At 72.5% G+C, this 23,402-nt stretch carries 25 protein-coding genes; 15 read left to right on the top strand and 10 right to left on the bottom strand.

Going from position 1 to position 23,402, the window contains the following annotated elements:
* Window positions 1-3 precede the first annotated feature (3 nt).
* Window positions 4-456: an LGFP repeat-containing protein gene (locus Actob_RS31520; RefSeq protein WP_284915491.1), complete on the top strand. Its 453-nt coding sequence runs from the start codon at window positions 4-6 to the stop codon at window positions 454-456.
* A 3-nt stretch (window positions 457-459) separates the two neighbouring features.
* On the opposite strand, the gene Actob_RS31515 is transcribed toward Actob_RS31520, so the two are convergent.
* Window positions 460-897 (bottom strand): nitroreductase family deazaflavin-dependent oxidoreductase, encoded by a 438-nt coding sequence (locus tag Actob_RS31515; protein ID WP_284915490.1) that lies wholly within the window; start codon window positions 895-897, stop codon window positions 460-462.
* A 163-nt stretch (window positions 898-1,060) separates the two neighbouring features.
* Here Actob_RS31515 and Actob_RS31510 point away from each other — a divergent pair, with 163 nt between their 5' ends.
* From Actob_RS31510 to Actob_RS31500, 3 genes are all read left to right on the top strand, one after another.
* Window positions 1,061-1,666 (top strand): TetR/AcrR family transcriptional regulator, encoded by a 606-nt coding sequence (locus tag Actob_RS31510; protein WP_284915489.1) that lies wholly within the window; start codon window positions 1,061-1,063, stop codon window positions 1,664-1,666.
* A 157-nt stretch (window positions 1,667-1,823) separates the two neighbouring features.
* Entirely contained in the window at window positions 1,824-2,474 is a 651-nt protein-coding gene (locus Actob_RS31505) for a VC0807 family protein (protein WP_284915488.1), read from the top strand.
* A gap of 32 nt (window positions 2,475-2,506) precedes the next feature.
* Window positions 2,507-3,715, top strand: coding sequence for an FAD-dependent monooxygenase (locus Actob_RS31500; protein WP_284915487.1), 1,209 nt, complete (start codon window positions 2,507-2,509; stop codon window positions 3,713-3,715).
* On the opposite strand, the gene Actob_RS31495 is transcribed toward Actob_RS31500, so the two are convergent.
* The 3 genes from Actob_RS31495 to Actob_RS31485 form a co-directional block, all read right to left on the bottom strand.
* Window positions 3,697-5,559, bottom strand: coding sequence for an ABC transporter ATP-binding protein (locus tag Actob_RS31495; RefSeq protein WP_284915486.1), 1,863 nt, complete (start codon window positions 5,557-5,559; stop codon window positions 3,697-3,699). The genes Actob_RS31500 and Actob_RS31495 overlap by 19 nt on opposite strands.
* Before the next feature lie 43 nt (window positions 5,560-5,602).
* Window positions 5,603-6,451, bottom strand: a complete 849-nt coding sequence (locus Actob_RS31490; protein WP_284915485.1) for an esterase/lipase family protein — start codon at window positions 6,449-6,451, stop codon at window positions 5,603-5,605.
* A gap of 82 nt (window positions 6,452-6,533) precedes the next feature.
* Window positions 6,534-7,031 carry an MFS transporter gene (locus tag Actob_RS31485; protein WP_284915484.1) on the bottom strand — a complete coding sequence of 166 codons (498 nt, stop codon included), beginning with the start codon at window positions 7,029-7,031 and terminating at the stop codon, window positions 6,534-6,536.
* Between the two features lie 281 nt (window positions 7,032-7,312).
* Between Actob_RS31485 and Actob_RS31480 the strand changes: the two genes are divergently transcribed.
* Together Actob_RS31480 and Actob_RS31475 are read left to right on the top strand one after the other, a co-directional pair.
* Window positions 7,313-8,650, top strand: coding sequence for a sensor histidine kinase (locus Actob_RS31480; protein ID WP_284915483.1), 1,338 nt, complete (start codon window positions 7,313-7,315; stop codon window positions 8,648-8,650).
* Window positions 8,638-9,297, top strand: a complete 660-nt coding sequence (locus Actob_RS31475; RefSeq protein ID WP_284915482.1) for a response regulator transcription factor — start codon at window positions 8,638-8,640, stop codon at window positions 9,295-9,297. The genes Actob_RS31480 and Actob_RS31475 overlap by 13 nt, the downstream gene beginning before the upstream one ends.
* A gap of 289 nt (window positions 9,298-9,586) precedes the next feature.
* Here the strand turns inward: Actob_RS31475 and Actob_RS31470 are convergent, their stop codons facing one another.
* The 4 genes from Actob_RS31470 to Actob_RS31455 form a co-directional block, all read right to left on the bottom strand.
* Window positions 9,587-10,603, bottom strand: coding sequence for a hypothetical protein (locus tag Actob_RS31470; protein WP_284915481.1), 1,017 nt, complete (start codon window positions 10,601-10,603; stop codon window positions 9,587-9,589).
* On the bottom strand, window positions 10,600-10,983 hold the full coding sequence (locus Actob_RS31465) for a PadR family transcriptional regulator (RefSeq protein ID WP_284915480.1): 384 nt from the start codon (window positions 10,981-10,983) through the stop codon (window positions 10,600-10,602). The genes Actob_RS31470 and Actob_RS31465 overlap by 4 nt, the downstream gene beginning before the upstream one ends.
* A gap of 171 nt (window positions 10,984-11,154) precedes the next feature.
* Window positions 11,155-12,390 (bottom strand): HAMP domain-containing sensor histidine kinase, encoded by a 1,236-nt coding sequence (locus tag Actob_RS31460; RefSeq protein WP_284915479.1) that lies wholly within the window; start codon window positions 12,388-12,390, stop codon window positions 11,155-11,157.
* Window positions 12,387-13,067, bottom strand: a complete 681-nt coding sequence (locus Actob_RS31455) for a response regulator transcription factor (protein ID WP_284915478.1) — start codon at window positions 13,065-13,067, stop codon at window positions 12,387-12,389. The genes Actob_RS31460 and Actob_RS31455 overlap by 4 nt, the downstream gene beginning before the upstream one ends.
* 102 nt (window positions 13,068-13,169) lie before the next feature.
* Between Actob_RS31455 and Actob_RS31450 the strand changes: the two genes are divergently transcribed.
* The 5 genes from Actob_RS31450 to Actob_RS31430 all read left to right on the top strand — a co-directional run bounded on the left by Actob_RS31450 (window position 13,170) and on the right by Actob_RS31430 (window position 18,987).
* Entirely contained in the window at window positions 13,170-13,598 is a 429-nt protein-coding gene (locus Actob_RS31450; RefSeq protein ID WP_284915477.1) for a hypothetical protein, read from the top strand.
* A 59-nt stretch (window positions 13,599-13,657) separates the two neighbouring features.
* Complete coding sequence (locus tag Actob_RS31445; RefSeq protein ID WP_284915476.1) at window positions 13,658-15,034, top strand: pyridoxal phosphate-dependent decarboxylase family protein; 1,377 nt, start codon at window positions 13,658-13,660, stop codon at window positions 15,032-15,034.
* A 15-nt stretch (window positions 15,035-15,049) separates the two neighbouring features.
* Window positions 15,050-15,577, top strand: a complete 528-nt coding sequence (locus Actob_RS31440; RefSeq protein ID WP_284915475.1) for a GNAT family N-acetyltransferase — start codon at window positions 15,050-15,052, stop codon at window positions 15,575-15,577.
* A 96-nt stretch (window positions 15,578-15,673) separates the two neighbouring features.
* The gene (locus Actob_RS31435; protein ID WP_407653725.1) at window positions 15,674-17,269 is read left to right on the top strand and encodes an ABC transporter transmembrane domain-containing protein; all 1,596 of its coding nucleotides are present in this window, start codon (window positions 15,674-15,676) and stop codon (window positions 17,267-17,269) included.
* Window positions 17,266-18,987 carry an ABC transporter ATP-binding protein gene (locus Actob_RS31430; protein ID WP_284915474.1) on the top strand — a complete coding sequence of 574 codons (1,722 nt, stop codon included), beginning with the start codon at window positions 17,266-17,268 and terminating at the stop codon, window positions 18,985-18,987. Before Actob_RS31435 ends, Actob_RS31430 begins: the two co-directional genes overlap by 4 nt.
* Here Actob_RS31430 and Actob_RS31425 read toward each other — a convergent pair.
* Window positions 18,975-19,400, bottom strand: a complete 426-nt coding sequence (locus Actob_RS31425) for a PRC-barrel domain-containing protein (protein WP_284915473.1) — start codon at window positions 19,398-19,400, stop codon at window positions 18,975-18,977. The genes Actob_RS31430 and Actob_RS31425 overlap by 13 nt on opposite strands.
* 126 nt (window positions 19,401-19,526) lie before the next feature.
* Between Actob_RS31425 and Actob_RS31420 the strand changes: the two genes are divergently transcribed.
* On the top strand, window positions 19,527-19,850 hold the full coding sequence (locus Actob_RS31420) for a hypothetical protein (protein ID WP_284915472.1): 324 nt from the start codon (window positions 19,527-19,529) through the stop codon (window positions 19,848-19,850).
* A 39-nt stretch (window positions 19,851-19,889) separates the two neighbouring features.
* Here the strand turns inward: Actob_RS31420 and Actob_RS31415 are convergent, their stop codons facing one another.
* Window positions 19,890-21,416: an alkaline phosphatase family protein gene (locus tag Actob_RS31415; protein WP_284915471.1), complete on the bottom strand. Its 1,527-nt coding sequence runs from the start codon at window positions 21,414-21,416 to the stop codon at window positions 19,890-19,892.
* A 275-nt stretch (window positions 21,417-21,691) separates the two neighbouring features.
* Here Actob_RS31415 and Actob_RS31410 point away from each other — a divergent pair, with 275 nt between their 5' ends.
* The 3 genes from Actob_RS31410 to Actob_RS31400 are packed head-to-tail and all read left to right on the top strand — an operon-like array spanning window position 21,692 to window position 23,258.
* Window positions 21,692-22,273, top strand: coding sequence for a helix-turn-helix transcriptional regulator (locus Actob_RS31410; protein WP_284915470.1), 582 nt, complete (start codon window positions 21,692-21,694; stop codon window positions 22,271-22,273).
* Window positions 22,270-22,959 carry a hypothetical protein gene (locus Actob_RS31405; protein WP_284915469.1) on the top strand — a complete coding sequence of 230 codons (690 nt, stop codon included), beginning with the start codon at window positions 22,270-22,272 and terminating at the stop codon, window positions 22,957-22,959. The genes Actob_RS31410 and Actob_RS31405 overlap by 4 nt, the downstream gene beginning before the upstream one ends.
* Before the next feature lie 2 nt (window positions 22,960-22,961).
* Complete coding sequence (locus tag Actob_RS31400) at window positions 22,962-23,258, top strand: hypothetical protein (RefSeq protein WP_284915468.1); 297 nt, start codon at window positions 22,962-22,964, stop codon at window positions 23,256-23,258.
* Window positions 23,259-23,402 lie beyond the last annotated feature (144 nt).

The following is a 23,402-nucleotide window of genomic DNA, read 5'->3' as shown; positions in this document are numbered from 1 at the left end:
CTCATGAAACTCAGAGCACTGACCGCCGCCGCGCTCGGACTCACCGCTGTGATCTGCGTGACTCCGGCCGCGCACGCCGGCGCGAGCAAGCCCTGGGACCCGAGCGCGACCTACTGCCGGCTCCGGGTGCACGGCGGGATCCTGGCCAGGTATGTGAGCTTCGGCGCCGACCGGGGGCGCCTGGGCTGCCCGCTCGGCATCGAGCAGGCCGCCGCCGGTGGTGGCCGCATGCAGCAGTTCGACGGTGGTTCGATCTACTGGTCCCAGGCCACCGGAGCGCACGCCGTCTCCGGTCGCATCCTCGAACTCTGGCAGGGCACCCGCGGCGAAACCGGCTGCGTCGGCTACCCCGTCGACGACGAGTCCGACACCCCCGATCGCCGTGGCCGCTACCAGCACTTCCAGCACGGCACCATCTGGTACTGGAACGACGGCAAGGTGAACGCCGTCTGCTGAGCCTCAGCTCGGCACGATCCGGAACACCGGGAAGCCGGGAGCCGCCGCCTCGATGTCGGCTGCCGGCGAGTCGGCCTTGAGCCCGTCGAAGAACGCGCCGGTCTCCCACGCCCACTTGCGCAGGTAGAGCCGGATCAGCTCGGGTTTCTCCCGGTCCGCGACCTCGACCGGCGTGAACCGCTCGCTGCGCCGCCCGAGCCGCAACTCGCCCGTCCCGGCCGCCCGCAGGTTCCGCACCCACTGCGTGTGTCCTCGCGGTGCCAGCAGATAGCGCTGCCCGTCGTGGTCGAACACGTTGACGATGGTGGTCCGCACCTCGCCGCTCTTGCGCCCGCGCACCGCCAGCACCCGGCTGCCCAGCAGGCTGATCCCGTGCGCCGTCAGCCATTTCGCGAGGTCGTTGAACGCGTTCGACGCACGCTTCGGGGCCAGATACCGCATGTGGTCCTCCTCGTTCCGCATTGGCGAGAGCACTGCTCTCGTTCGTTAACAGTGAATCGGCATCGACGCTCTCTGTCAAGAGCACTGCTCTCGATGACGCGCGTGAGTGGCGGAGGCATCGACCGGCTTGACATCTGTTACTTGAGCGAGTAAAAAATTACTCATGCGAGTAAACGACACGGTGACCGCCGGGGCGCGCCGGGCGCAGATCGTCGCCGCCGCGATCGACACGATCGCCGAGCTGGGTTATGGCAACGCCTCGTTCGCCCGGATCGCCAAGCGGGCCGGGATCAGCAGCACCCGGCTGATCTCGTATCACTTCGACGACAAGGCCGACCTGGTGCGCGCCGTCGTCGCCGCCGTCTTCGCGGACGCCGCCGACTTCATGGGCAAGCGGCTCCGGGCGGTCACCGGCGACCGTTCCGAGCTGCTGGCGACCTACATCGAGTCGAACCTTGAGTTCTTCGCCGAGCGCCCGGCAGCGATCCGGGCGTACCTGGAGATCGCGATGAGCGCCCGCACCGACGACGGTGCCCCGCTGGTGCGGCCCGAGGAGGTCGACGACCCGGGATCCCGGCTGGCCGCGATGTTCCGCGAGGGCCAGGAGGCGGGCGAGTTCCGCCGGTTCGACCCGGTCGTCATGGCGACCACCGTGCGCGCTGCCATCGACGCCGCCGCCCAGCAGCCCGACCTCGACCCGCACGCCTACGCGGCCGAACTGGTCGCCCTCTTCACCCGCGCCATCCGGAGCGATGCCGCCACGCCCTGAGCCATCCGGAGCGATGCCGCCACGCCCTGAGCCACCCGGGGTGACACCGCCACGCCCTGAGCCACCCGGGGCGATGCCGCCACACCCTGAGCCATCGGAGCGACGCCGCCACACCGGAGCGACGCCGCCACACCACTGCCTCCTGAAGGAGTCCCGCATGACCCCGTCAGCCACTCCCGTGAAGACGCCGAGACGCGTCGCCCTCCTGCTCCCGCTGATCGTCGACTTCGGCCTGCCGCTGGCCGTCTTCTACGGCCTGCGCGCCGCCGGCGTCGACCAGTGGTGGTCGCTGCTGCTGTCCGCGCTGGTCCCGGCCGCCGTGGTGGTCATCCGGTTCCTCCGCTCCCGCGAGATCGACTTCTTGGCCCTCTTCGTGCTCTCCGTCGTCGCGCTCAGCGTCGGCGTCTCGGCGATGACCGGGGACCCGCGCACCATGCTGATCCGTGATGCCTGGGGCGGCCTGCTCGGCGGCCTGATCGGGGTCTGGCTCCTGGCCTCCGTCCGGGTCGGCCGTCCCGCGTTGATGTACCTGTTCCGCGCGTTCGTGCTCGCCAAGGTCGGCCCGGACGGCCTGCGGGCGTGGCAGGCCAGGTGGGACACCGACCCGGCCTTCCGGCACGGCCTGCGGGTGATCACCTTCGTCTGGGGCTGCGCCAGCGTGGTCAACGTGGTCGTCACCCTGCTCGCGGCCTACCTCCTGCCGCTGGACCTCGCGCCGGCAGTGCTCAACGCCAGCTGGCCGGTGATTCTCGTCCCGACCCTGATCTTCCACCTCTACTACACGAAGAAGGCGGGCCTGCGGGCATGACCGCCGCAGCCGCAGGTCAAGAGGAGCATCGCATGAACGACTACGACGTGATCATCGCCGGCGCCGGGCCGACCGGGCTGATGCTGGCCGGCGAGCTGGCCCTCGGCGGCGCCCGGGTGTCGTTGCGGGAGAGGCTGACCGCCCGCACCGGGCAGTCCAAGGCGCTGAACCTGCAACCCCGCTCGGCCGAGGTGCTCGCCGCGCGCGGGCTGCTCGACGACATCCTGGCCCAGGCGCCGGTCCTGCTGCCCCGCGGTCACTTCGCCGGGATCCCACTGGACTATTCGACATTGGACACCCCCTATCCCTACCAGGTCGGCATCCCGCAGGCCCGGGTCGAGGAGCGGCTCACCGAGTGGGCGGTCTCGCTCGGCGCCGAGATCCGCTACGGCACCGCGGTGACAGCGTTCGAGCAGGACGAGGCGGGAGTGACAGTCGACGGGGAACGGGCATCCTGGCTGATCGGCTGCGACGGGGCGCGGAGCGTCGTACGCAAGCAGTTGGGTGTGGCCTTTGAAGGTCGGGACGCACGGGTGTGTGCGCTGGTGGCGGACGTGACGCTGGCCGAAACCGGGCCGAGCGAGTGGGAGCTGCCGGCGCCGAGGGGTGACGGCCTGCTGACCGTGCTGCCGCTCGGCGACGGCGTGTTCCGGATGCTCGCGGCCGGGCCCACGCAGGCGGCCGCCGGGCGGGACGACCCGATCCCGGACAGCGAGCTCGCCGAGGCGCTGGCCCGCGACGGCCTGACGCTGACCGGGGTGCGGTGGGCCAGCCGGTTCACCGACGCCACCCGGCAGGCTGTGCGGTATCGGTCAGGACGGGTGTTCCTGGCCGGCGACGCGGCGCACATCCACTCGCCGGCCGGCGGCCAGGGCCTCAACCTGGGCCTGCAGGACGCCGTCAACCTGGGCTGGAAACTCGCCGAGGTGATCCGCGGCGAGTCCGGCGACGAACTGCTCGACACCTATCACGCCGAACGGCATCCGGTCGCCGCCCGGGTCCTGCAGGCGAGCCGCGCGCAGGGGGTGCTGTTCCTGCCGGACGAGGACGTGGTGGCGCTGCGCGAGGTGTTCACCGAGCTGATCGACGCCCGCGCGCTCGCCGAGCGGGTGGCCGGTCTCGACCACGGCGACCGCGTGCCCGGCCTGGACCTCAGCCTGCTGCACGACGGCCGCCGCAAGGTGATCGACGGGATCCGCGTCCGCCCGGACGGCTTCCGGGATCAGACCGCGGCGAACTGAGTGCGGTGAAGCTCCTCGTATCGGCCACCGGCGGCCAGCAGCTCCGGATGGGTGCCGCGCTCGACGACCCGGCCGTCCTCGATCACCAGGATCTGGTCGGCGGCGCGGACCGTGGACAGGCGGTGCGCGATGACCACCGCGGTGCGGCCGGCCAGCGCCTCGCCCAGCGCGGCCTGGACGGCCTGCTCGGAGGTCGAGTCCAGGTGCGCGGTGGCCTCGTCGAGGACCACCACCCGGGGGCGGGCCAGCAGCAGGCGGGCGATGGTGAGCCGCTGGCGCTCGCCCCCGGAGAGGCGGTATCCGCGCTCGCCGATGACCGTGTCGAGCCCGTCCGGCAGCGACGCGATCAGGTCGGCGATGTGCGCCCGGCGCAGCACCTCCCAGATCTCCTCCTCGGTCGCGTCCGGGCGGGCCAGCAGCAGGTTGGCCCGGACCGAGTCGTGGAACAGGTGCCCGTCCTGGGTGACCATGCCGAGCGTGGCGCGCAGCGAGGCGGCGGTCAGGTCGCGCACGTCCACCCCGGCGAGGCGGACCGCGCCGGACCCGGCGTCGTAGAGCCGGGGGAGCAGGCCGGCCATCGTCGACTTGCCGGCACCGGACGAGCCGACCAGGGCGACCATCTGCCCGGGCTCGGCCTTGAACGACACCCCGTGCAGCACCTCCGCCCCGCCCCGGCTGTCCAGCGTCGCCACCTCCTCCAGGGAGGCGAGCGACACCTGGTCGGCGGCCGGGTAGGCGAACGTCACCGCGTCGAACTCCACCGACACCGGCCCGTCCGGCACCGCGCGGGCGTCCGGCTTCTCCTCGATCAGCGGCTTGAGGTCCAGCACCTCGAAGACCCGCTCGAAGCTGACCAGCGCGCTCATCACCTCCACCCGGGCGCTCGCCAGCGAGGTGAGCGGAGCGTAGAGCCGGGTGAGCAGGATGGCGAGGGCCACCACGTTGCCGGGCTCGAGGGTGCCGCGCAGCGCGTAGTAGCCGCCGAGCCCGTAGACCAGCGCGACCGCCAGCCCGGAGACCGAGACCAGCGCGGTGAGGAACACCCACTGGGCCATCGCGGTGCGTACCCCGATGTCGCGGACCCGGCGGGCCCGGGCGGCGAACTCGGCGGACTCCGCCTCCGGGCGGCCGTAGAGCTTGACCAGCGTCGCGCCGGGCGCCGAGAACCGCTCGGTCATCTGGGTGTTCATCGCCGCGTTGTGCTCGGCCGCCTCCCGCTCCAGCTTGGCCAGCCGGCCACCCATCCGCCGCGCGGGCAGCACGAAGACCGGCAGCAGGGCGAGGGCGAGCAGGGTGATCTGCCAGGAGATGCCGACCATCACGATCAGCGTGAGGATCAGCGTGACGAGATTGCCGATCACGCCGGAGAGCGTGTCGCTGAACGCCCGCTGCGCCCCGATCACGTCGTTGTTGAGCCGGCTGACCAGCGCGCCGGTACGGGTCCGGGTGAAGAACGCGATGGGCATCCGCTGCACGTGGTCGAAGACCGCGGTACGCAGGTCGAGGATCAGCCCCTCGCCGATCCGGGCGGAGTACCACCGCTGCACCAGGCCGAGCCCGGACTCGCCGAGCGCCACCAGCGCGATCGCCACCGCGAGCTTGACCACCAGGTCGGTGGCCCGGCCCTCGACGATCGCGTCCACCACCCGCCCGGCCAGCACCGGGCCGGCCACCGCGAGGACCGCGGTGACCACGCTGACCAGGAGGAAGCCGGTGAGTGCGCGCCGGTGTGGCCGGGCGAACCCGGCTATTCGCCGCAGGGTCGCCAGCGAGAACGGACGTCTGTCGTCCTGCTGGTTCATCGCGTGATACATCGAGTTCCAGGCCGCCATCTCCATGCTCATGCCGGCCACGGTGGCACCTGACCCTTGGTTGAAGTCAAGGTGATTAGCGCCGAAGTGGCGGCTCCGCGGTCAGCTGCGGGGTGGTCAGCATCGATCGGGCGCTCTGTACCAGGGCGGCCGAGGCGTTCGACGGGAACTGGATCGGGTCGACGGCCGGCATCAGCGGCCAGCCGCAGGTCGCGCGGCTCACCCGGGACAGCCGGGCCGGGCCGGGGTGCCGGATCGCGTCGATGCCGAGCAGCCAGGCCGCGTTGTCGTAGGCCATCCCGAAGTGCTCGACCGTCTCGGTGGGACAGAGATCTTGGACGGCGAGGTTGCTGACGTTGCGCGCGGGCGGCAGCGCGGATCGGCGGTAGGGCAGGATGATCTCGTCGTAGCGGGTGTAGAGCTGCGTGTAGTCGATGCCCGGCCAGGTCTGCGGGCCACTGTTGAGCGCGGACAGGAAGGCCGAGCCGGTCCGCTGCTGCCAGTACGCCGCCGAGCAGACCGTCTGCGCCGCGCACTGCACCACGAACTCGTTGGTTCCGTGGTTGGACGCGGCCAGCGAGACGTAGTCGTCGACCATCCGGCGGGTGTCCGGGTGGTACTTCAGCGCCCAGCGGCCGATCATCCCGCCCTGACTGTGCCCGACCAGGTCGATCCGGGTCCCGGCGGCGCGGTACAGGTGCCGGATCGCGTGGGTGACCCGTTCGGCGGCGACCTGGATGTCGCTGTTGCCGCTGTCCGGCAGGTCGATCTCGCAGTGCGCGCGGCCCTCGCGGTCGAACGCCCGGGCCCAGTTCCAGGAGAAGTTGGCCCGGGAGTTCGAGGTGGTGCCGTGGATCAGCAGGACCGGGGTGCGGCCGGCTCGGGCGCTGGCCGCGGGGTTGCCGGTGCACCGCAGATCCGGCATTGCAGATCCATGAGGTACGGGGGCCGCCAACAGGACGGTGGACAGCAAGATCGCGAGGTTCACGTGCTCGGAAACGATCGGGTCAGGTGCTTGGTTGCCGGATCGGGGCGAGCAACAGAGCCAGCAGGGCGGCGGCGAGCGCGACACCGGTGAGGATCACGCCAATGTGATGAAATCCGGTCACCGGATCGGTGGCGGCGACCTGCGCGGCGTACGCCGTGGAGAGCAGGCTGACGCCGAGCGCGCCACCGAGCCGCTGCGCGATGTTGAAGATGGTGTTGCCGTCGGCCAGCTGGGCGTCGCCGAGCGGGGCGAGCATCGCGAACAGCAGCGGCGTGATCCCGAACCCGATCGCCACGGCCCGCCCGGACAGGATGATCGCGGTCACCCAGAGCGGGGTGTCCGCCCGGAGCAGCAGCAGGCCGGCGCTCGTCCCGCCGAGCACCAGGAAACCGCCGGTGACCAGCGTGCGCACCGAGATCCGGGTGGCCAGCCGCTGACCGATCGCGGTGCCGATCCCGGTGATCAGACCCTGCGGGAGCAGGGCCAGGCCGGTGGTCAGCGTGGAGTGCCCCGGCACCGCCTGGGCGAAGACCGGGAGCAGGAAGCGGCAGGGTGGGCGCGGCGGCGCAGGCCGCGGACGCGACCACGAAACCGGCGAGAGCCGTCAGGTACGTCCGCAGCGTGCCGAACCGCCGGGCCAGGAACGCGCTTGCCGTCAGCCCGGCGGCGAGGGCCAGCAGCTGTTCCGGTGGCGGGGCCGGCCCGGTGGGGCTGGGCCCACCGAAGCCGGGGGCTCAGCGGGTGTCGAGCGGCGCCGCTCGGCCGTACCTTCTTGGATGTCGACAGCGGGCACCTCCGATGTCGAACGTGGACATGGAGGGGACGATGGGACTGCGGCACGCCTGGCAGGGGCTTCATCGGTCGCTGGTGCTGGCCGGCCTCACCGCGCCGCTGCCGGTGGTCGCGGTGCCGGTCGGGTGGTTCGGGACGCTGTTCGTGGCGACCTGGACGGACGGCCGGCACGCGCCGTGGGCCGTGCGGGCGCTGGTCACGATCGGTCAGGTGCTGGTGGTGCTGCTGTGGGTGGCCTCGGCGCTGTGGATGACCCACGCGCTGACCAGCCGGCCGCTCGCGGAGGCGGCGCGGCGGCGGGCGCGGCGGTGGTTCGGGTTGGATCTCACGGTTGGGTACGCCGCGCCCGCCCCGGTCACCCGGATGGCCACCGGGTTCTGGTGGGATGGCCGGGAGTACCACAAGTCGGAGCGCGAGGCGCGGCGCCGGGCGGCGATGAACGCCCGCTTCCACGACCCGCAGGTGAAGTGGGACGGGCTGTGGGCGCTCGTGGCGGGCGTGACCGTGTTCCCGGTGACGGCGCTGCCGCTGGTCGCGGCGGGCGTGGGGGTGTGGCTGGCGGGCTCCGGGCGTACCGTGATCGGGCTTTTGATCTTGATCGTCGCGCTGGTGGCCGGGGTGTTCGCCGGGGGCGTCTTCCGGCCTGTCGCGGTCCGGTTCCTGGGGCCGGCCGCGGGGGCGCGGCTGCGGCAGTTGGAGACGTTGCAGGCCGATCTGACCCAGACCCAGGCGGCCGAGCTGGAGCGGATCGAGCGCGGGCTGCACGACGGGGCGCAGGCGCGGCTGGTGGCGATGGGGATGTCGATGCAGGCGGCCGAGCGGATGGTCGACGCGGATCCGGAGGCGGCCAAGGCGATCCTGGCCGAGGCGCGGGCGTCGTCGCGGGTGGCGCTGGAGGAGTTACGGTCGCTGGTGCGCGGGATCAACCCGCCGGTGCTGGTGGAGCGGGGCCTGGTCGACGCGGTCCGGGCGCTGGCGCTGGACGTGCCGGTCCAGGTGACGGTGCACGCCGCGGTCCCGTCGCGCCCCGAGCGCCCGGTGGAGTCGGCGATGTACTTCGCGGTGGCCGAGCTCCTGACCAACGTCACCAAGCATGCCCACGCCTCCCAGGTGACCATCGACCTCGGCTACGCCGGCCGCGAGCTCACCGCCACCGTGACCGACAACGGCGTCGGTGGCGTCCCCGCCCCGGCCACCTCGTCCTCCCGCGTCGGCTCGTCCTCGGGTGGGTCGGGGCTGGCCGGGATCGCGCGGCGGATGGCGGCCTTCGGTGGGCGGCTGGAGATCTCGAGTCCGGCGGGCGGGCCGACGCGCGCTACGGTGTCGGTGCCATGCGTGTTGTGATCGCTGAAGACTTGTTCCTGCTGCGGGACGGGCTGGTGCGCCTGGTCCAGTCCTACGGCCATCAGGTGGTAGCCGCTGTCGACAGTGGGCCGGCTGCCCTGGAGGCGCTGCTCAAGGAGCGTCCGGATGTGGCGATCGTGGACGTCCGGCTGCCGCCCACGTTCTCCGACGAGGGGTTGCAGGCCGCGCTCGCCGCTCGTCGGGAGGTCCCCGGCCTGCCGGTGCTGATCCTGTCCCAGCACGTCGAGCAGCTCTACGCCGGCGAGCTGCTCGCCGACCGGGACGGCGGCGTCGGCTACCTGCTCAAGGACCGGGTGCTGGACGCCGACCAGTTCATCGACGCGCTCACCCGGGTCGCCGCCGGTGGTACCGCCCTCGATCCGGCGGTGGTCGCCAAACTGCTCGGCCGCCCCCGCCGCGCCGACCCGCTCGCCACCCTCACCGAGCGGGAACGCTCGGTGCTGTCCTTGATGGCCGAGGGCATCTCGAACACCGCGATCGCCGCCCGGCTCTTCCTCAGCGAGGGCGCCATCAGCAAATACACCACGTCCATCTTCGCCAAGCTGGGCCTGCACGCCGACGACGACACCAACCGCCGAGTCCGAGCCGTCCTCACCTACCTGAGCGCCACCGCCCCCGACGCCTGACCACCGTCCGCGGGCTCGCCGGCGGGCCTGTCATCGGTACTGCTCCGGATCTCCGGGTCCGGGGGCCGTGCCCGGTCATGCCCGTCGCCGAGCACGGGGGCAGCTCTCGAGGCGGTGCGTAACGCCGGCCGGGCCGGGTCGGTCGGCCGCGCGGGTTCGTCCGGCTTCCCGAGGCGGCACTGCGGGGACTGCCACTCTCGCAGGGACGTCACCGCGTGTTCCAGCCGGTGCGGTCGGTCGACGGGGCGCCGGGTCGTCCGACGGCGGCGGTGCGGTGACTTGTCGGGGCTCAGTGGGGTTCGGCGGTGGACTGGAGGTGGGCGCCGCAGGAGGTGCAGACGGGTGGGGTGGGCGTGGAGGTGCGGCGAGGGCGGCGGGTGCGGAGGGCCAGCAGGAGCAGGGCTGGGCCGAGCAGGGTGGTGACGGCGGCTATCGCGGCCATGGTTCGGTAGGTGGGGTTGGGGGAGCCGGTGAGGTCGTCGTTGACGATGGCGGCCAGGCGCTGCAGGTAGAGCGTGGCGATCGGGGCGGCGAGGACCAGCAGGGTCCAGCCGCCGTGGTAGTCGCCGCGGATGGCCAGGCTGACGGTGAGCAGCAGGGTGACGGTCAGCAGGGCGGTGCCGGTGGAGGACAGCACCTGTTCCCCGGTCTGGCCGTAGTAGCTCAGGTCGAAGTAGTCGCGGGTCATCGCGATCGCGTTCGGGGTGAAGACCGTGGCGGCGACGGCCACGGGCAGCAACCGGATCGGCAATGGCCGGCGGCCGGCTCCGGCGAGCGCTACCACGCCCAGGGCGGCTTGCGGCAGCAGGACGAACAGCGGCGGCCGGAACTCGGTGGTGAGCGGGGTGATCGGCACGATCCCGACCGTGACCAGCAGGGCCGCGCCGATGGTGAGCCGGGTCCAGCGGCCCGGGGCGACGACGTGCACCATCGCGGCGAGCAGCCAGGCGAGCCAGACGACGGCGCCGAGGGAGGCGAACGGGCCGCAATGAAAGGCGCGTGATTCCGGCGGCTGGGGGGCCACTTCCAGGACGGTCCAGGCGGCGGCCACCCCGGTGGCGGTGATCAGGGCGAGCGTGCCGGCCAGGCGGAAGGCCGGGGCCAGGTCGGTGATCCCGGCGGCGTGGACCCGCTCCCGGATGCCGGCGGCGGCCAGGTCGGCCACGTCGGCGAGCGCGGGCCGGCTGCGGGCCGGGTCGGTGACCTCCAGGTAGGTGCCGACGATCTCGCTGCCGCGCTCCTCGCGATAGGCGGCTGGGTAGAACCAGCGGACCAGACGGGAGTAGCGGCGTTCCAGTTCGGTCATGCCATTCCTCCGGTGAGGCGGGGAGAGTGCTGGGCGAGGCGGGCCAGGCGCGGGGCCGGGGCGGGGCGGGTGCGGAGGCGGGCGGCGGCGGCTTCGACATTGCGGCGCATCCGGTCGGTCTCCGCGGCGAGCAGGGTGGTGCCCTGGCCGGAGAGCCGGTAATAGCGGCGCAGGCGGCCGTCGACGGTCTCCTCGTGGTCGATGGTGACCAGGCCCGCGTCGGTGAGGCGGTCGAGCGCGCCGTAGAGGGTGCCGGGGCGCAGGGCGATGCGGCCCTCGGAGAGACGGTCGACTTCGGCGATCAGGCCGTAGCCGTGCAGGGGTTCGCCGGCCAGGGCGGTGAGGATCAGGAAGGTCGGTTCGCGCAGGGGCGTTTCCACGCGAGGCAATATATCGGCTGCGAAGGCATGCGGAAAGTCCATCCCGGACGCGTGCCGGGCGGCGCGTGGGTTCCTCGCGCCGGGATTCAGCCCGGCGGTCGCCGGGCGGGCCGTGCGTGCTGGCGGGCGTCGCGGGTGGCCACGGGACCGTGCACAGGCGTACGAAATGGGTCAGGGGGTGGGGAGGGACAGCGAGACCACGGCGCCACCCGGGCCACCGGCGATCTCGAAGGTTGTCGCGATCTGGCGGGCGATGTCCAGGCCGAGGCCGGTGGAATCGCCGCCGGAGGTGCCGCGGGCGGCGGCCGACGCGGGGAAACCGGGGCCCCGGTCGGCGACCGTGAGGATCGCGCCGTCCGGGCGGGCAGCGAGGGTGACCGAGAATGGCGTCTCGTCCGGGGTGTGTGCGAAAACGTTCCCGAGCAGCGCGTCCAGGGCGGCGGCCAGGTCGTCGGCGGCTACCGCGACACGCAGCGGACGGTCCGGGAGTGATCCGGTGACGGCTCGGCCGGTGTCCTCCGCCAGGACGCGCCAGAAGGCCACCCGGTCGCGGACCACCGCCGTCGCGTCGCAGCTCGCCGGGTGGGTCGTGACGTCGCGGCGGGCCTGCCGGATGATCGCGGTGACCGCGCGGGCCACGCCGTCGGCGGCGGCGGCGACGCGGGCCGACTCGTCCGGGTCGCGCAGCGACTCGGCTTCCAGGCGCAGCGCGGTGAGCGGCGTGCGGAGGCGGTGCGAGAGATCGGCGATCCGGTCGCGTTCGGCGGCGAGCAGGTGGTGGATGCGGTCCGCGAGATGGTTGAGGGCACCGGCCACCTCGCGCAGCTCGGGTGGGCCGGCCGGGGTCGCGCGGGCCGTCAGTTCGGCGTTGGCGAGGCGGTGGGAGACCGCGCCGAGCTGGGTGATCGGGGCGGTGATGGTGCGCGCCAGGCGGTCCGCGACGAGCAGGCCGAGCAGCAGCAACGCGACGCCGAGGCCGCCCAGGGTGAGCCAGGAGCGGGTCACGCCACGGGAGAGTTCGGCGTCGGTGACGACGGTGCGCACCACGCTGGTACCGGCCGCGCCGACGACCGGGACGACCAGCTCACGGCCCGCGCCGGTGGCCACGGTCAGCGCCTGGTTGGCGCCTCTGGCGAGGCGGACCGCGGGGGTCGCGGTCGCCGGCGCGCCGACGGTGGTCCCATCCGGGAGGAAGACCGTCACCGGTACGGCCTGAGCCGTCACCACCAGCCGCAACGTCCCCGGGTCGCTCCCGGCCAGCGGAACTATCGTCTGGATCACGTCGTCCGCCTGACCGAGCGCGCGATCCCGCGCGACCTGGCGCAGCAGCAGGCCGGTCGGCACCAGGAAGGCCAGCAGCACGAGCACGGTGGTCGCCGCGACCAGCAGCGTCAGCCGGGTCCTCACGCCGGCTCGCTCAGCTTGACCCCGACCCCGCGGACGGTGTGCAGGTAGCGCGGCTCCTGCGCGGTCTCGCCCAGCTTGCGCCGCAGCCAGGACAGGTGCACGTCGACGGTCTTGTCCGCACCGCCGTAGGGCACCTGCCACACCTCGCTGAGCAGCTCCCGCTTGGTGACCACCTGACCGGCCCGCCCGGCGAGGTGGTGCAGCAGGTCGAACTCGCGCGGGGTGAGTTCGACCGGAGCGCCGTCCAGGGTGACGGTGCGCCCGGCCGGGTCGATCCGCAGGCCGCCGACGGCGAGCACCGGCGTCTCGCCGGGCGCCGTGCCGCGCCGCAGCACCGCCCGGATCCGCGCGTCCAGCTGGGCGGCGGTGAACGGCTTCACCAGGTAGTCGTCGGCGCCCGCGTCGAGCAGCCGGACCATCTCGCTCTCCTCGTCCCGGGCGGTCGCCACGATCACCGGGACCCGGCTGACCGCGCGCAGCATCCGCAGCAGTTCCCGCCCGTCCAGGTCGGGCAGGCCCAGGTCCAGGACGAGCAGGTCGGGCTTGTCGGCCAGGGCGGTCCGCAGGCCCTCCATCGCGGCGCCCGACGCGGCCACCGCGTGCCCGCGCTCCTTCAGGGCGCGCAGCAGGGTGTTCCGGATCGCCGGGTCGTCCTCGATCAGCAGAAGTCTCGCCACGGCTGCACGGTAACGGCTTGACCAGGGGGTCCGGGCGGTTCTTAACCCTCTCTTAGCGGTGTCCTGGGTACGCCTTGACCTCGCCTGACGCATAGTGGCCCGGTGAGTCGGATCGGGCAGCGTGTGGTGATCGGCGCGGGCTGGGTGGTGGCGGCGGTCCTCGCCGTGCTGGTGGGGGTGATCGGGATCCGGCTGGTCGGCGCGGACCTGACCACCCGGGCCGACGACGCGGTCAGCGAGGCGCAGGTGGAGCGGAAGCTGGCGGAGCTGACCCCGTCGCCGTTGCCGTCGCGGTCGGTGGCCACCTCACCGGCCGTGCCCGTCCGCGACACCGGCCGCTCCTTCACCACCCGGGGCGGGATCGTGGTGGCCGGCTGCGGCGGGATCGTCTCGATGGCGCCGGCCCAGGGCTTCGCCGTGCACGAGCAGCGCGATCGCGAAGGGGAGTTCCGCAGTGTCCGGGACCACCACGTCCGCGTGCGGATCCGGGTGACCTGCGCCGGTGGTGTGCCGGCACTGGCGCAGGACTGAGGCCAGCGACGCCGGACTGGACCGCGACGCGGTGCCCGGCACCCGCCTACCGTGCCCTGGTGGACTCTCGCCTCGCCGCCGACCTGGCCGGCCTGCCCGATCTGCTGACTGCCGCCCGTGACTACGCCGCCGGCGTGCTGGACGGCCTCGACGAGCGGCCGGCCGCGGCGCCGCCCGCGAACCTCGTGCCCGAGCCGCTCCCGGTGACCGGGGTGGGTGCGGCCCGGGCCCTGGAGATGTTCCGGGAGCGGTGGGCGCCCGGGTTCTCCGGCAGCGCCGGGCCGCGCTATCTGGGGTTCGTCACCGGCGGGGCCACGCCGGCGGCGCTGGTGGGTGACTGGCTGACCGGGACGTTCGACCAGAACGCGGTGACCCGGCAGGACTCGTCGGCTGTCGACCTGGAGCGGGAGACGGTGGGGTGGCTGCGGTCGCTCTTCGGGCTCGGCGACGGGCACAGCGGGACGTTCGTCTCCGGGGCGACCATGTCGAACCTGGTCGGGCTGGCGATCGGACGGGAGTGGCTCGGGGCGCGGCAGGGGGTCAGCGTGGCCCGGCAGGGGGTCGGCGCGCTGGGCGACGTCCCGGTGCTGTCCGGTGCGCCGCACTCCAGCATCTACAAGGCGCTCGCCGTGCTGGGCCTCGGGCGTGATCAGCTCCGGACCGTCCCGCTGTTGCCGGACCGGGAAGCGGTGGACGTGGCGGCGCTGGAAGCCGCTCTGGCCGCACTGGACGGCCCGGCGATCGTGGTGGCCAACGCGGGGACGGTGAACACCGTCGACTTCGACGATCTGCGGGCTGTCGCGCGGCTCAAGGAGAAGTATCAGTTCTGGCTGCACGTCGACGCGGCGTTCGGCGGCTTCGCGGCACTGTCACCGGACCACGCACACCTGGTGGCCGGGCTCGACCGAGCCGACTCCGTCTGCGTCGACCTGCACAAGTGGCTCAACGTCCCGTACGACGCGGCGGTCCAGTTCACCCGCCACCGCGACCTGCAGCTCAACGTCTTCCAGAACGCGGCCGCGTACCTCACCCCGCCCGAGGGCGACCCCGACCTGTTCCACCTCACCCCGGAGAACTCCCGCCGGCTGCGCGCCCTCACCGCCTGGTTCACGCTTGCCGCGTACGGCGCCGACGGCCACCGGGAGATCGTCGAGCGCAACGTCGCGGCGGCACGCCGGTTCGGCGCGCGGGTGGCGACGCTGCCCGGGGTACGGCTGCTGGCACCCGTACGTCTCAATGTCGTCTGCTTCGCGGTGGACGGCGCACCCGAGGTCCTGGCCGCCGTGGCCCGCTCCGGCGAGGCGTTCCTGACGCCGACCGTCCACCAGGGCGTCCCGGCCCTGCGCGCCGCCTTCGCCAACTGGCGCACCGGCGAGGCCGACGCCGACCGGGTGGTCGCCGCGCTGGGCGAGGCACTGGCCGCCAGTCGGCGGTGATCTACCCTCATCCGCGTGCCCGGAACCTCGTTGACCGCCGTTGCCCGTCCCGCGACCAGCGCCGATGCCTCCCGCGTCGCGGAGATCTGCGTTACCGCGTACCGGACGGCCTACCGCGAGTTGCTGCCGCCGGGCTACATCGACCGGACCGTCGCCGTCTACTTCGGTGCGGAGCGGGTGGCCCGGCAGGTGCCGGCCGACCCGCCGAGGTGGTTCGGCTACCAGGTGGCCGAGGAGGGCGGGCGGCTGGTCGGTGCGGCGGGTGGTGGGCTGACCGGCCCCGGCGTCGGCGAGCTGTATCTGATCTACCTGGATCCGCGGGAGCGGCACCGCGGGCTCGGCACTCTGCTGCTGAACCGGGTCATCGAGCAGATCCGGGCGGCCGGTGGCACCGAGGTGTGGCTGTCGGTGTTCCTGGGTGACGCGGCCGGTATCGGCTTCTACCGGTCGCGCGGCTTCCAGCCGATGGAGACGGTGCAGGCCGGCCTGTCCCGGGCCGACGACCACATCCGCAGCCTGCGCATGCGCCGCCTGCTCGACTAATCGGTTTCGGCGGGGCCGCGGTACCGGCAGGATGTCGGTGTGGAACGGGGACCCGGTCGTTACCTCTGGTGGTTGGCGCGGCAGCTGACGGGCCGGGTGGCGCTCGGCGGGCTGTGCGGGGCGCTCTGGTTCGCCAGCCTGGCCGCGATGCCGTGGCTGCTCACCCAGGCCATCGACCGGGGCCTGACCCCGCGCCGGGCCGGCCCGCTGGTCGCCTGGGCCGCTGCGGTGCTGGTGATGGGCCTGGTAAACGCGGTGCTCGGCATCCTGCGGCACCGGAACATGACCAAGCTGCGGCTGGCCGCCGCGTTGCGTACCGCCGACCTGGTGCTCACCCACGCCACCCGGCTGGGCGCGTCCCTGCCCCGCCGGATCACCGCCGGCGAGGTGGTCACCATCGGCATCTCCGACGTGTGGCTGATCGGCCGGGCCATGAACGTCGCCGGGATCGGCATCGCCTGCCTCTGCTCCTGCGCCGTCGTCGCGACCATGCTGTACCGCACCGCTCCGGCCCTCGCGCTGGTCGTGGCGCTCGGCGTACCCGGCTTCGGTCTGCTGATCACGCCACTGCTGCTGGCCACCCAGCGGGCCGGCTCGCGGTACCGGGAACGCCAGGGCGCGCTCAACGCCCGGCTGGTCGACGTGCTCGGCGGCCTGCGCGTGCTCAACGGGCTCGGCGGCGCCGACACCCACCTGGCCCGCTACGTGCGCGACTCCACCACGCTGCGCGACCAGGGCTACCGGGTGGGCCGGCCGGCCAGCTGGGTCGGCGCGCTCGGCGACGGCCTGCCGATGGTGTTCCTGGCCGCGGTGATCTGGGTGGCCGCCCGGATGGCGGCGCGCGGCGAGATCACCGTGGGTCAGCTGGTCGGGGTGTACGGCTACACCGCGCTGCTGGTCGTCCCGATCAGCGTGCTGATCTTCTGCGGCTTCGACCTGACGTACGGCCTGGTCGCCGCCCGCCGCGTGATCAGCTTCCTCGGCCTGCCCCTGGAGGACCCGGCCGGGGACGCCGGCCCGCCCGCCCCGGGCGGCCTGCACGACCCGGTGTCCGGGGTGACCGCCGAGCCGGGCCGGCTCACCGCCCTGGCCGGCGCCCGCCCCGCCGATGCCGTCGAGGTGCTCGACCGCCTGGGCCGGTACCTGCCCGGCGACACCACCTGGGCCGGCCGCCGCCTGGACACCCTGGCGCGGGACACCGTGCGGGAGCGGATCCTGGTCGCCGAGAACGGCGCCGACCTGTTCGCCGGTTCGCTGCGCGACGTGGTGGCCGGCCGGCACGATCCGGACGACGACCTGATCCGGACCGCCATCGACACCGCTGTCGCCGGCGACGTGGCCGGCGGCGACCTGGACCACCCGGTCGAGTGGGGTGGCCGCAACCTCTCCGGCGGGCAGCGGCAGCGGGTCCGGCTGGCCCGCGCGGTGCACGCCGACCCGGAGATGCTGCTGCTCGCCGAGCCCACCTCGGCGGTCGACGCGCACACCGAGTCGGCGATCGCCGAACGGCTCGCCCGGCACCGGGCCGGTCGTGGCACGGTGGTGGCGACCACCTCGCCGGTGCTGCTGGAGCAGGCCGACACCGTGCACTACCTGGTCGACGGCCGGGTCGCGGCCACCGGAACGCACCACGAGCTGCTCACCGCCGAACCCGGCTACCGGGCCCTGGTGACCCGGGTGTTCGCCGGATGAGCGCCACCCTGCCGATCGCGGACCAGCGCCTCGTCCTGCGCGCCACGCTGCGCCTGATCGCCGCCGACCGGCGCTCGGTGCTCGTGATGATCGGGCTGAACTCGCTCGCGGCGATCGCCGGGCTGGGCGGCCCGTGGCTGCTCGGCCGGGTGATCGACACGGTGGCCGCCGGCGGCGGGGTGGCCGCCGTGGACCGGCTCGCCCTGGCCGTGCTGGTCTGCGCGCTGGCGCAGACCCTTGTCGCCCGGCTGGCGCTCGCCCAGTCCTACCGCTTCGGCGAGCGCACCTCGGCCCGGATCCGCGAGACGTTCCTGCGGCGGGCGCTCGACCTGCCGGCGTCGGTCATCGAGCGGATCCCGGCCGGTGACGTGGCCGCCCGCGGCACCACCGACGTCGACACGGTCGCCGGCACGCTGCGCGACCTGCTGCCGCGGATCCTCATCGGCCTGGTCGAGATGATCTTCATCTTGATCGCCGTGTGCCTGCTCAGCCCGCTGCTCGGCCTGCTCGGGGTGCTCGGCCTGACCGGCATCTGGATCGTCACCCGGTGGTACCTGAAGCGGGCGCGGGACGCGTACCTGCGCGAGGGCGACGCCAACTCCTGGCTGGCCGAGGAGCTGGCCGCGACCACCTCGGGCGCGCGCACCGTCGAGGCGTTCGGGCTGGCCGGCCGGCGGCTCGCGGCCGGGAACGCGGCGATCGCCGAGACCCGCCGCACCCGGCTGGTCACCCTCGGGCTGCGCAGCGTCTTCCTGCCCGGCGTCGAGGCGTCCTACGCGGTCCCGCTGGTGCTGGTGCTGCTGGCCGGCGGCCTGCTCTACCTGCACGACCGGATCAGCCTCGGGGTGCTCAGCGCGGCGGTGCTCTACCTGCGGCAGCTGGCGAACCCGCTGGACACCCTGCTGATCCGGATCGAACAGCTGCAGGCGGCGGCCGCGTCGTTCGCCCGGGTCGAGGGGCTGGCCGCGGCGCCGACGCCGCCGGCTTACGCACCGGACCCGCCGGATGGTGACCGGATCGAGGTGCGCGGCGTCCGCTTCGCCTACGACGGCGGCCGCGACGTCCTGCACGACATCGAGCTGACGGTACGCCCGGGGGAGCGCCTCGCCGTCGTCGGCCTCTCCGGGGCCGGCAAGTCGACGCTGGGTCGCCTGCTGGCCGGCGTCGACCGGCCCACGGCGGGCAGCGTCACCGTCGGCGGGGTGCCGATCGCCGACCTGCCCCCGGAGTCGCTACGCGAGCATGTGGTGCTGGTGACCCAGGAACTCCACGTGTTCCGGGAGACGGTGCGGGACAACCTGATGGTGCCGGCGCCGGACGACGAGCTGCGCCGGGCGCTCGCCACGGTCGGCGCGGACTGGGCCGACGACCTGGACCGTGACCTGGGTGAACATCCGCTCGACGGCGCGCAGGCGCAGCAGCTGGCGCTGGCCCGGGTGCTGCTCGCCGGGCCGCACACGGTGATCCTGGACGAGGCGACGGCGCTGCTCGACCCGACCGCGGCCCGGGACGCGGAGCGGGCACTCGCGGCGGTGCTGCACGGGCGTACCGTGATCGCCATCGCGCACCGCCTGCAGACCGCGCACGACGCCGACCGGGTCGCCGTCATGCACGACGGCCGGATCATCGAGCTCGGCACGCACGACGAGCTGCTCGCGGCGGGCGGGTCGTACGCGTCGCTGTGGCGCTCCTGGCACCGGGCGGATCAGATGCGGTAATACGGGTTTCCGGGGTGGGTGTGGCCGGCGTTCCAGAACGGCGAGTACCCGTAATGCCGGTACAGGTCGTGGTAGTACTCGGTGGCGTCCACCAGCCCGGGGTCGTACCGGGGTGCCTCGGCCACGATCTGCTTCGGCTCGGCCACGTGCACGACCTCGTCGTCGATCGCCCGGATCGCCTCCACCGGCACGAACGACGCGGTCGCCCCGAACCCGGGGATCCCGCCGTGCGCCACCCGCAGGAACCGCACCTTGCGCTCCTCGGGATCGATCAGCAGATCGTCGATCCGGCCGAGCTCGTGCCCGTCCCGGTCGCGCACCGGCCGGCCCCGGATGTCCTCGGCCGGATCCGCCACCACCGGGTCGCTGTCACCCAGCTCGATCAGCGCGATGCCGGCGCTCGGCGTGGTCACGGCGCCCACCTCCGTCCTGGTGAAGATCACTGACGATCTCCGGATACCCCACCCCCGGCGGCGTCAACCCGCCGCCCGGTGGCGGGCGGCGGGCCGGGAGGGCACCCTGGACGGATGGGATGGACGGTGCGTAAGCAACTGCTCTGCCCGGCCTGCGGGGACCTCATCGCCGAGGCGGTCCACCGGCGGTTCCCGGCGATGCTCACGGTGCGGGCCCCGGCCGGTTACGAGGTGATGCCCCGGCGCAGCGCGGCCCTGGAACGGGAGCTGCTCGCCGGGAGCCTGCCCGGCGACCCGGACCCGGACACCCTCCGGGACATGCTGCTGCGCCACCACGCCGACCTGATCTACGAGCTGACCTGCCCGCGCGGGCACGTCACCTACCGCGCCGCGCCGGCCGTGGTGCAGGCGATCCGCTCCGCGCCCGGCGCCTGGGCCCAGCTCGGCTGAGTCCCGGCGGCGACGGCCGCGGAGCAGGTCGTCCAGCCCTCAGACCAGGCCGCCCATGAGTGGATCGGTGATGCTGTCCCGGCCGTTCTCCAGGTGGCCGGCGTACTGCGCGACAGTGTCGCCCGAGGTGACGGTGACGTCGTACCAGCCGCGGGTGCGGGCCGCGGTGACCTGGGAGGTCCGGGCGGTGCCGGGGCGCAGCGACAGCGTCGCGGCGTGGCCGGTGTAGCGGTCGGCCACAGTCACCTCGGCCCGCCCCCGGCCGGCGTTGCGGATCTCCAGCAAGACCGTGTCGCGGTGCTCGTCGTAGCGGGCCCGGACCTGGACGGCCGAGGTGCCGCGCCGGAAGTGGCGGTAGAAGCCGTTCGGGCCGTGCACCTCCACGTCGCCGGCGGTGAGCTTCTCGGCGAAGTGCCTCCCGGGACCGACGGTGATCGACAACGGGTCGGCGCCGGCCGGCCGCACCTGGAAGACCGCTGTCGCCCTACCGGTGTTGCGCAGCTCGACGGTGTCCGCGACGGCGTCGGCGTGCAGGGCGTACGGCAGGGCCCGCGCCGGGCGCACCCCGCGCTCCTGCCTGGGCAGCGCCGGGTCGGCCGGCGGGACCGGGACCAGGTCCGGCTGCCGGGTCAGGTCGGCCGGCTTGAACCTGGTGGTGTCCGGCAGGTCGACCGGCCGGCGGTTCGGCGTCCTGAAGTCGAACGCGCTGGTCAGGTCGCCGGCCACGGCCCGTCGCCACGGGGTGATGTTCGGCTCGGTGACGCCGAACCGGCGCTCCAGGAAGCGGATCAGCGAGGTGTGGTCGAAGGTCTGCGAGTTCACCCAGCCACCCCGGGTCCACGGCGACACCACGATCATCGGGACGCGGATGCCGAGACCGTACGGGCCGGCCGGGTGCCCGTCGCCGCCCGGGTAGATCTCGTTGACGGTGGACACGGTCGAGCGCGCCGGGTCGGGGGTCGGCGGCACCAGGTGGTCGAAGAAGCCGCCCTCCTCGTCGTACGTGACGAACAGCGCCATCTTCGACCAGATCGCCGGGTTCGACGCGAGGATGTCGATGACCTGGGAGACGTACCAGGCGCCGTTGTGCGGCTCCCAGTTCGGGTGCTCGGTGTACGCCTCCGGCGCCACCAGCCAGGTGACCCGCGGCAGCGTCCCGTTCTCGACGTCCCTGCGGAAGTCGGTGAGCAACTGGTCGGGGCTGCGGCCGAGCTTGTTCACCTCGGTGCCGGTCTTCGCCCGGTCGGCGAGCGGGTTGCCCGGCGTCGCGTTCTGATACTGGTGGAAGTAGAGCAGCGAGTTGTCGCCGTAGTTGCCGATGAACGGGTCCGAGGTCCAGCCCCAGGACCCGGCGGCGGTCAGTCCCAGCCCGATGTCCTGGTAGACCTTCCAGGAGACGCCGGCCTTCTCCAGCCGTTCCGGATAGGTCGTCCAGTCGTAACCGGCCTCGGCGTTGGTGATCACCGGGCCGCCGCCCTTGCCGTCGTTGCCGACCCAGCCGGTCCACATGTGATACCGGTTCGGGTCGGTCGGCCCGAGCAGCGAACAGTGGTAGCTGTCGCACACGGTGAACGCGTCCGCGTACTACGACAGACTGTCATCATGCGCTCTGAAGCGCGAAATGAGAAGCCCCGGCCGACGTTGCAGCGTCGACCAGGGCAGTAGCCGGGAGGAAGCCCCGACGTGCACGACTCTAACGTGAGCCAGGCCGCTACTGCGCTTAAGCCGTTTGGCCAACTGGACGAAGACGGTATCCGGACACTCCTGGAGTGCTGGAAGAACCGTAAGAGGCTGACGGCCGACGACATCGCCGCTGTGGTCCGCCTCGTGGCGGTGACCAAGTGACCGCAGTTCAGCCGTACGCCAGCGGCCAACTAGTGAAAGCCGCCCTGCTGGCATCCAAAGACCTCGGCAAGACAGAGCGGGCAGTCCTCGTGACCGTTGCAGCACACGGCAATGGGATGGGCGACGCGTTCCCTTCGGTCGCCACAATCGCCGACTACGTAGGGGTCAGTGAGCGCACCGTGTCCCGAGTGCTCGCGAAGCTGGTTGCCCTCGGTCGGCTGGTCGCCCGGATCCGCAAGGGCGCCACGACGGTCTACCGGCTGACCGTGGAGGCCATCAATCGCGTAGTCAAGCCCCGTCAGAACGAGGCAACACCCCCAACAGATCAAGCAACTACCCCCGACACTCAAGAGGTGTCGCCCGAAGTTGGTTCGAAGTTGGGAAGCTCTAAGGGCGGCTTCCGCCGCTTCTTCCCCTCGCGGGTATCCAACCCCCAAACCTCACCGGTGAAGCCATGGGAACGGCGAGGCGCTGCGCTCCCCCCAGCGGCTGGTGAACAGAAGTGCCACCGGCACCCCGGTCAACTCGCCCGGAACTGCGGAGCCTGCCGCGCCGAGGCGCTGGGAGGTGGGCTGTGAGTCGCACCGAACGAGCGGAACGTGTCGTCCTGGTGCTGATCCTCCTGGGGGTTGGTGGTGCGGCAGCTTGGGTGTCCTTCACGCATACGAAGGACTGGACCTTGGCTCACAGCCCTGCCGAAACCCCGGAGGCGTTCGGTTGGGTCAACAGCGCCGTTGCAGACCTGGTACCTGTCGCTGCACTCCTGGAGATCCGGCGACGCCGGAGGGTAGGACAGAAGTTCCGCTACCCGCTGTTCCTCGTGTTCGCCGCTGGTGGCCTGTCGCTGGCTGCCCAACTGGCGGTGGCGGAACCAAGCATCTCCGGACGGGTGCTGTCCTCCATTCCAGCCGTCGCCTTCATGGCGTTGACGAAGCTTGTTCTCTCAGGTTCCGGGGGTACACCGGAAACAGCGCCGGTAGTCGCCGAGGACCAGGATGTGACCGGCTACGTTGCACCTGGTCGCCCCGAGCCTTTCCCTCGGGGCGACCTTCAAGCGCCACAGGAAGAAGCGGAACAAGCGGAACCGGTGGCTGTGGATCGACCGAAGCGGCCGCGTGTACGCCGGCCGATCGATGTAACCCGCCGTCTGGTTGACGATCTTCTGACCGCAGAGCCGACCCTGACTCAGGCCGAGTTGGGAGATCGTTTGGGGCTCAGTGCACGCCGTGTCCGTGCTGTCCTAGCTAGCTCCGGAGCGTCCTAACTGTGACTCCCTCTACCGACCGCACCGACCCCTACCTGTTCGCCATCATCGACGGGTACCCGGAAGCCATGGAAGCAGCCGGCCACATCTACATCGAGGATGGGCCGGTTTACACCCTGGAGTCCTGGGAGGCAGCCGAAGGTACGGCCTTCCAGTTGAGCTTCACTGCTGACGTGGATGCAGCAGAAGTCGCCACCGTTGAGCAATGGTTGCGCAGCAGGGCAGGCCAGTTGATCCAGGTGAAGGACGGCACTCCCGGCCGGTATCGCTGGTGGCGGGTCCGGCCCGAAGACGACTGATTAACGGAGACCCTCGGACTCCGGGGGTCTCTCACCCTCAGACCTCGGCGCCCTGGAAGCGGCACGTGGTTCCGCCTTACTGCACCTGTCGGTGTTGACCCACATGTTCGATTTGTGCACCCAGCCAAAGCACGTCGTTACGAT

Origin of the sequence: Actinoplanes oblitus (genome assembly GCF_030252345.1) — a bacterium.
GTDB classification, from domain to species: domain Bacteria; phylum Actinomycetota; class Actinomycetes; order Mycobacteriales; family Micromonosporaceae; genus Actinoplanes; species Actinoplanes oblitus.
This window is presented reverse-complemented; position numbering and strand designations above follow the sequence as displayed.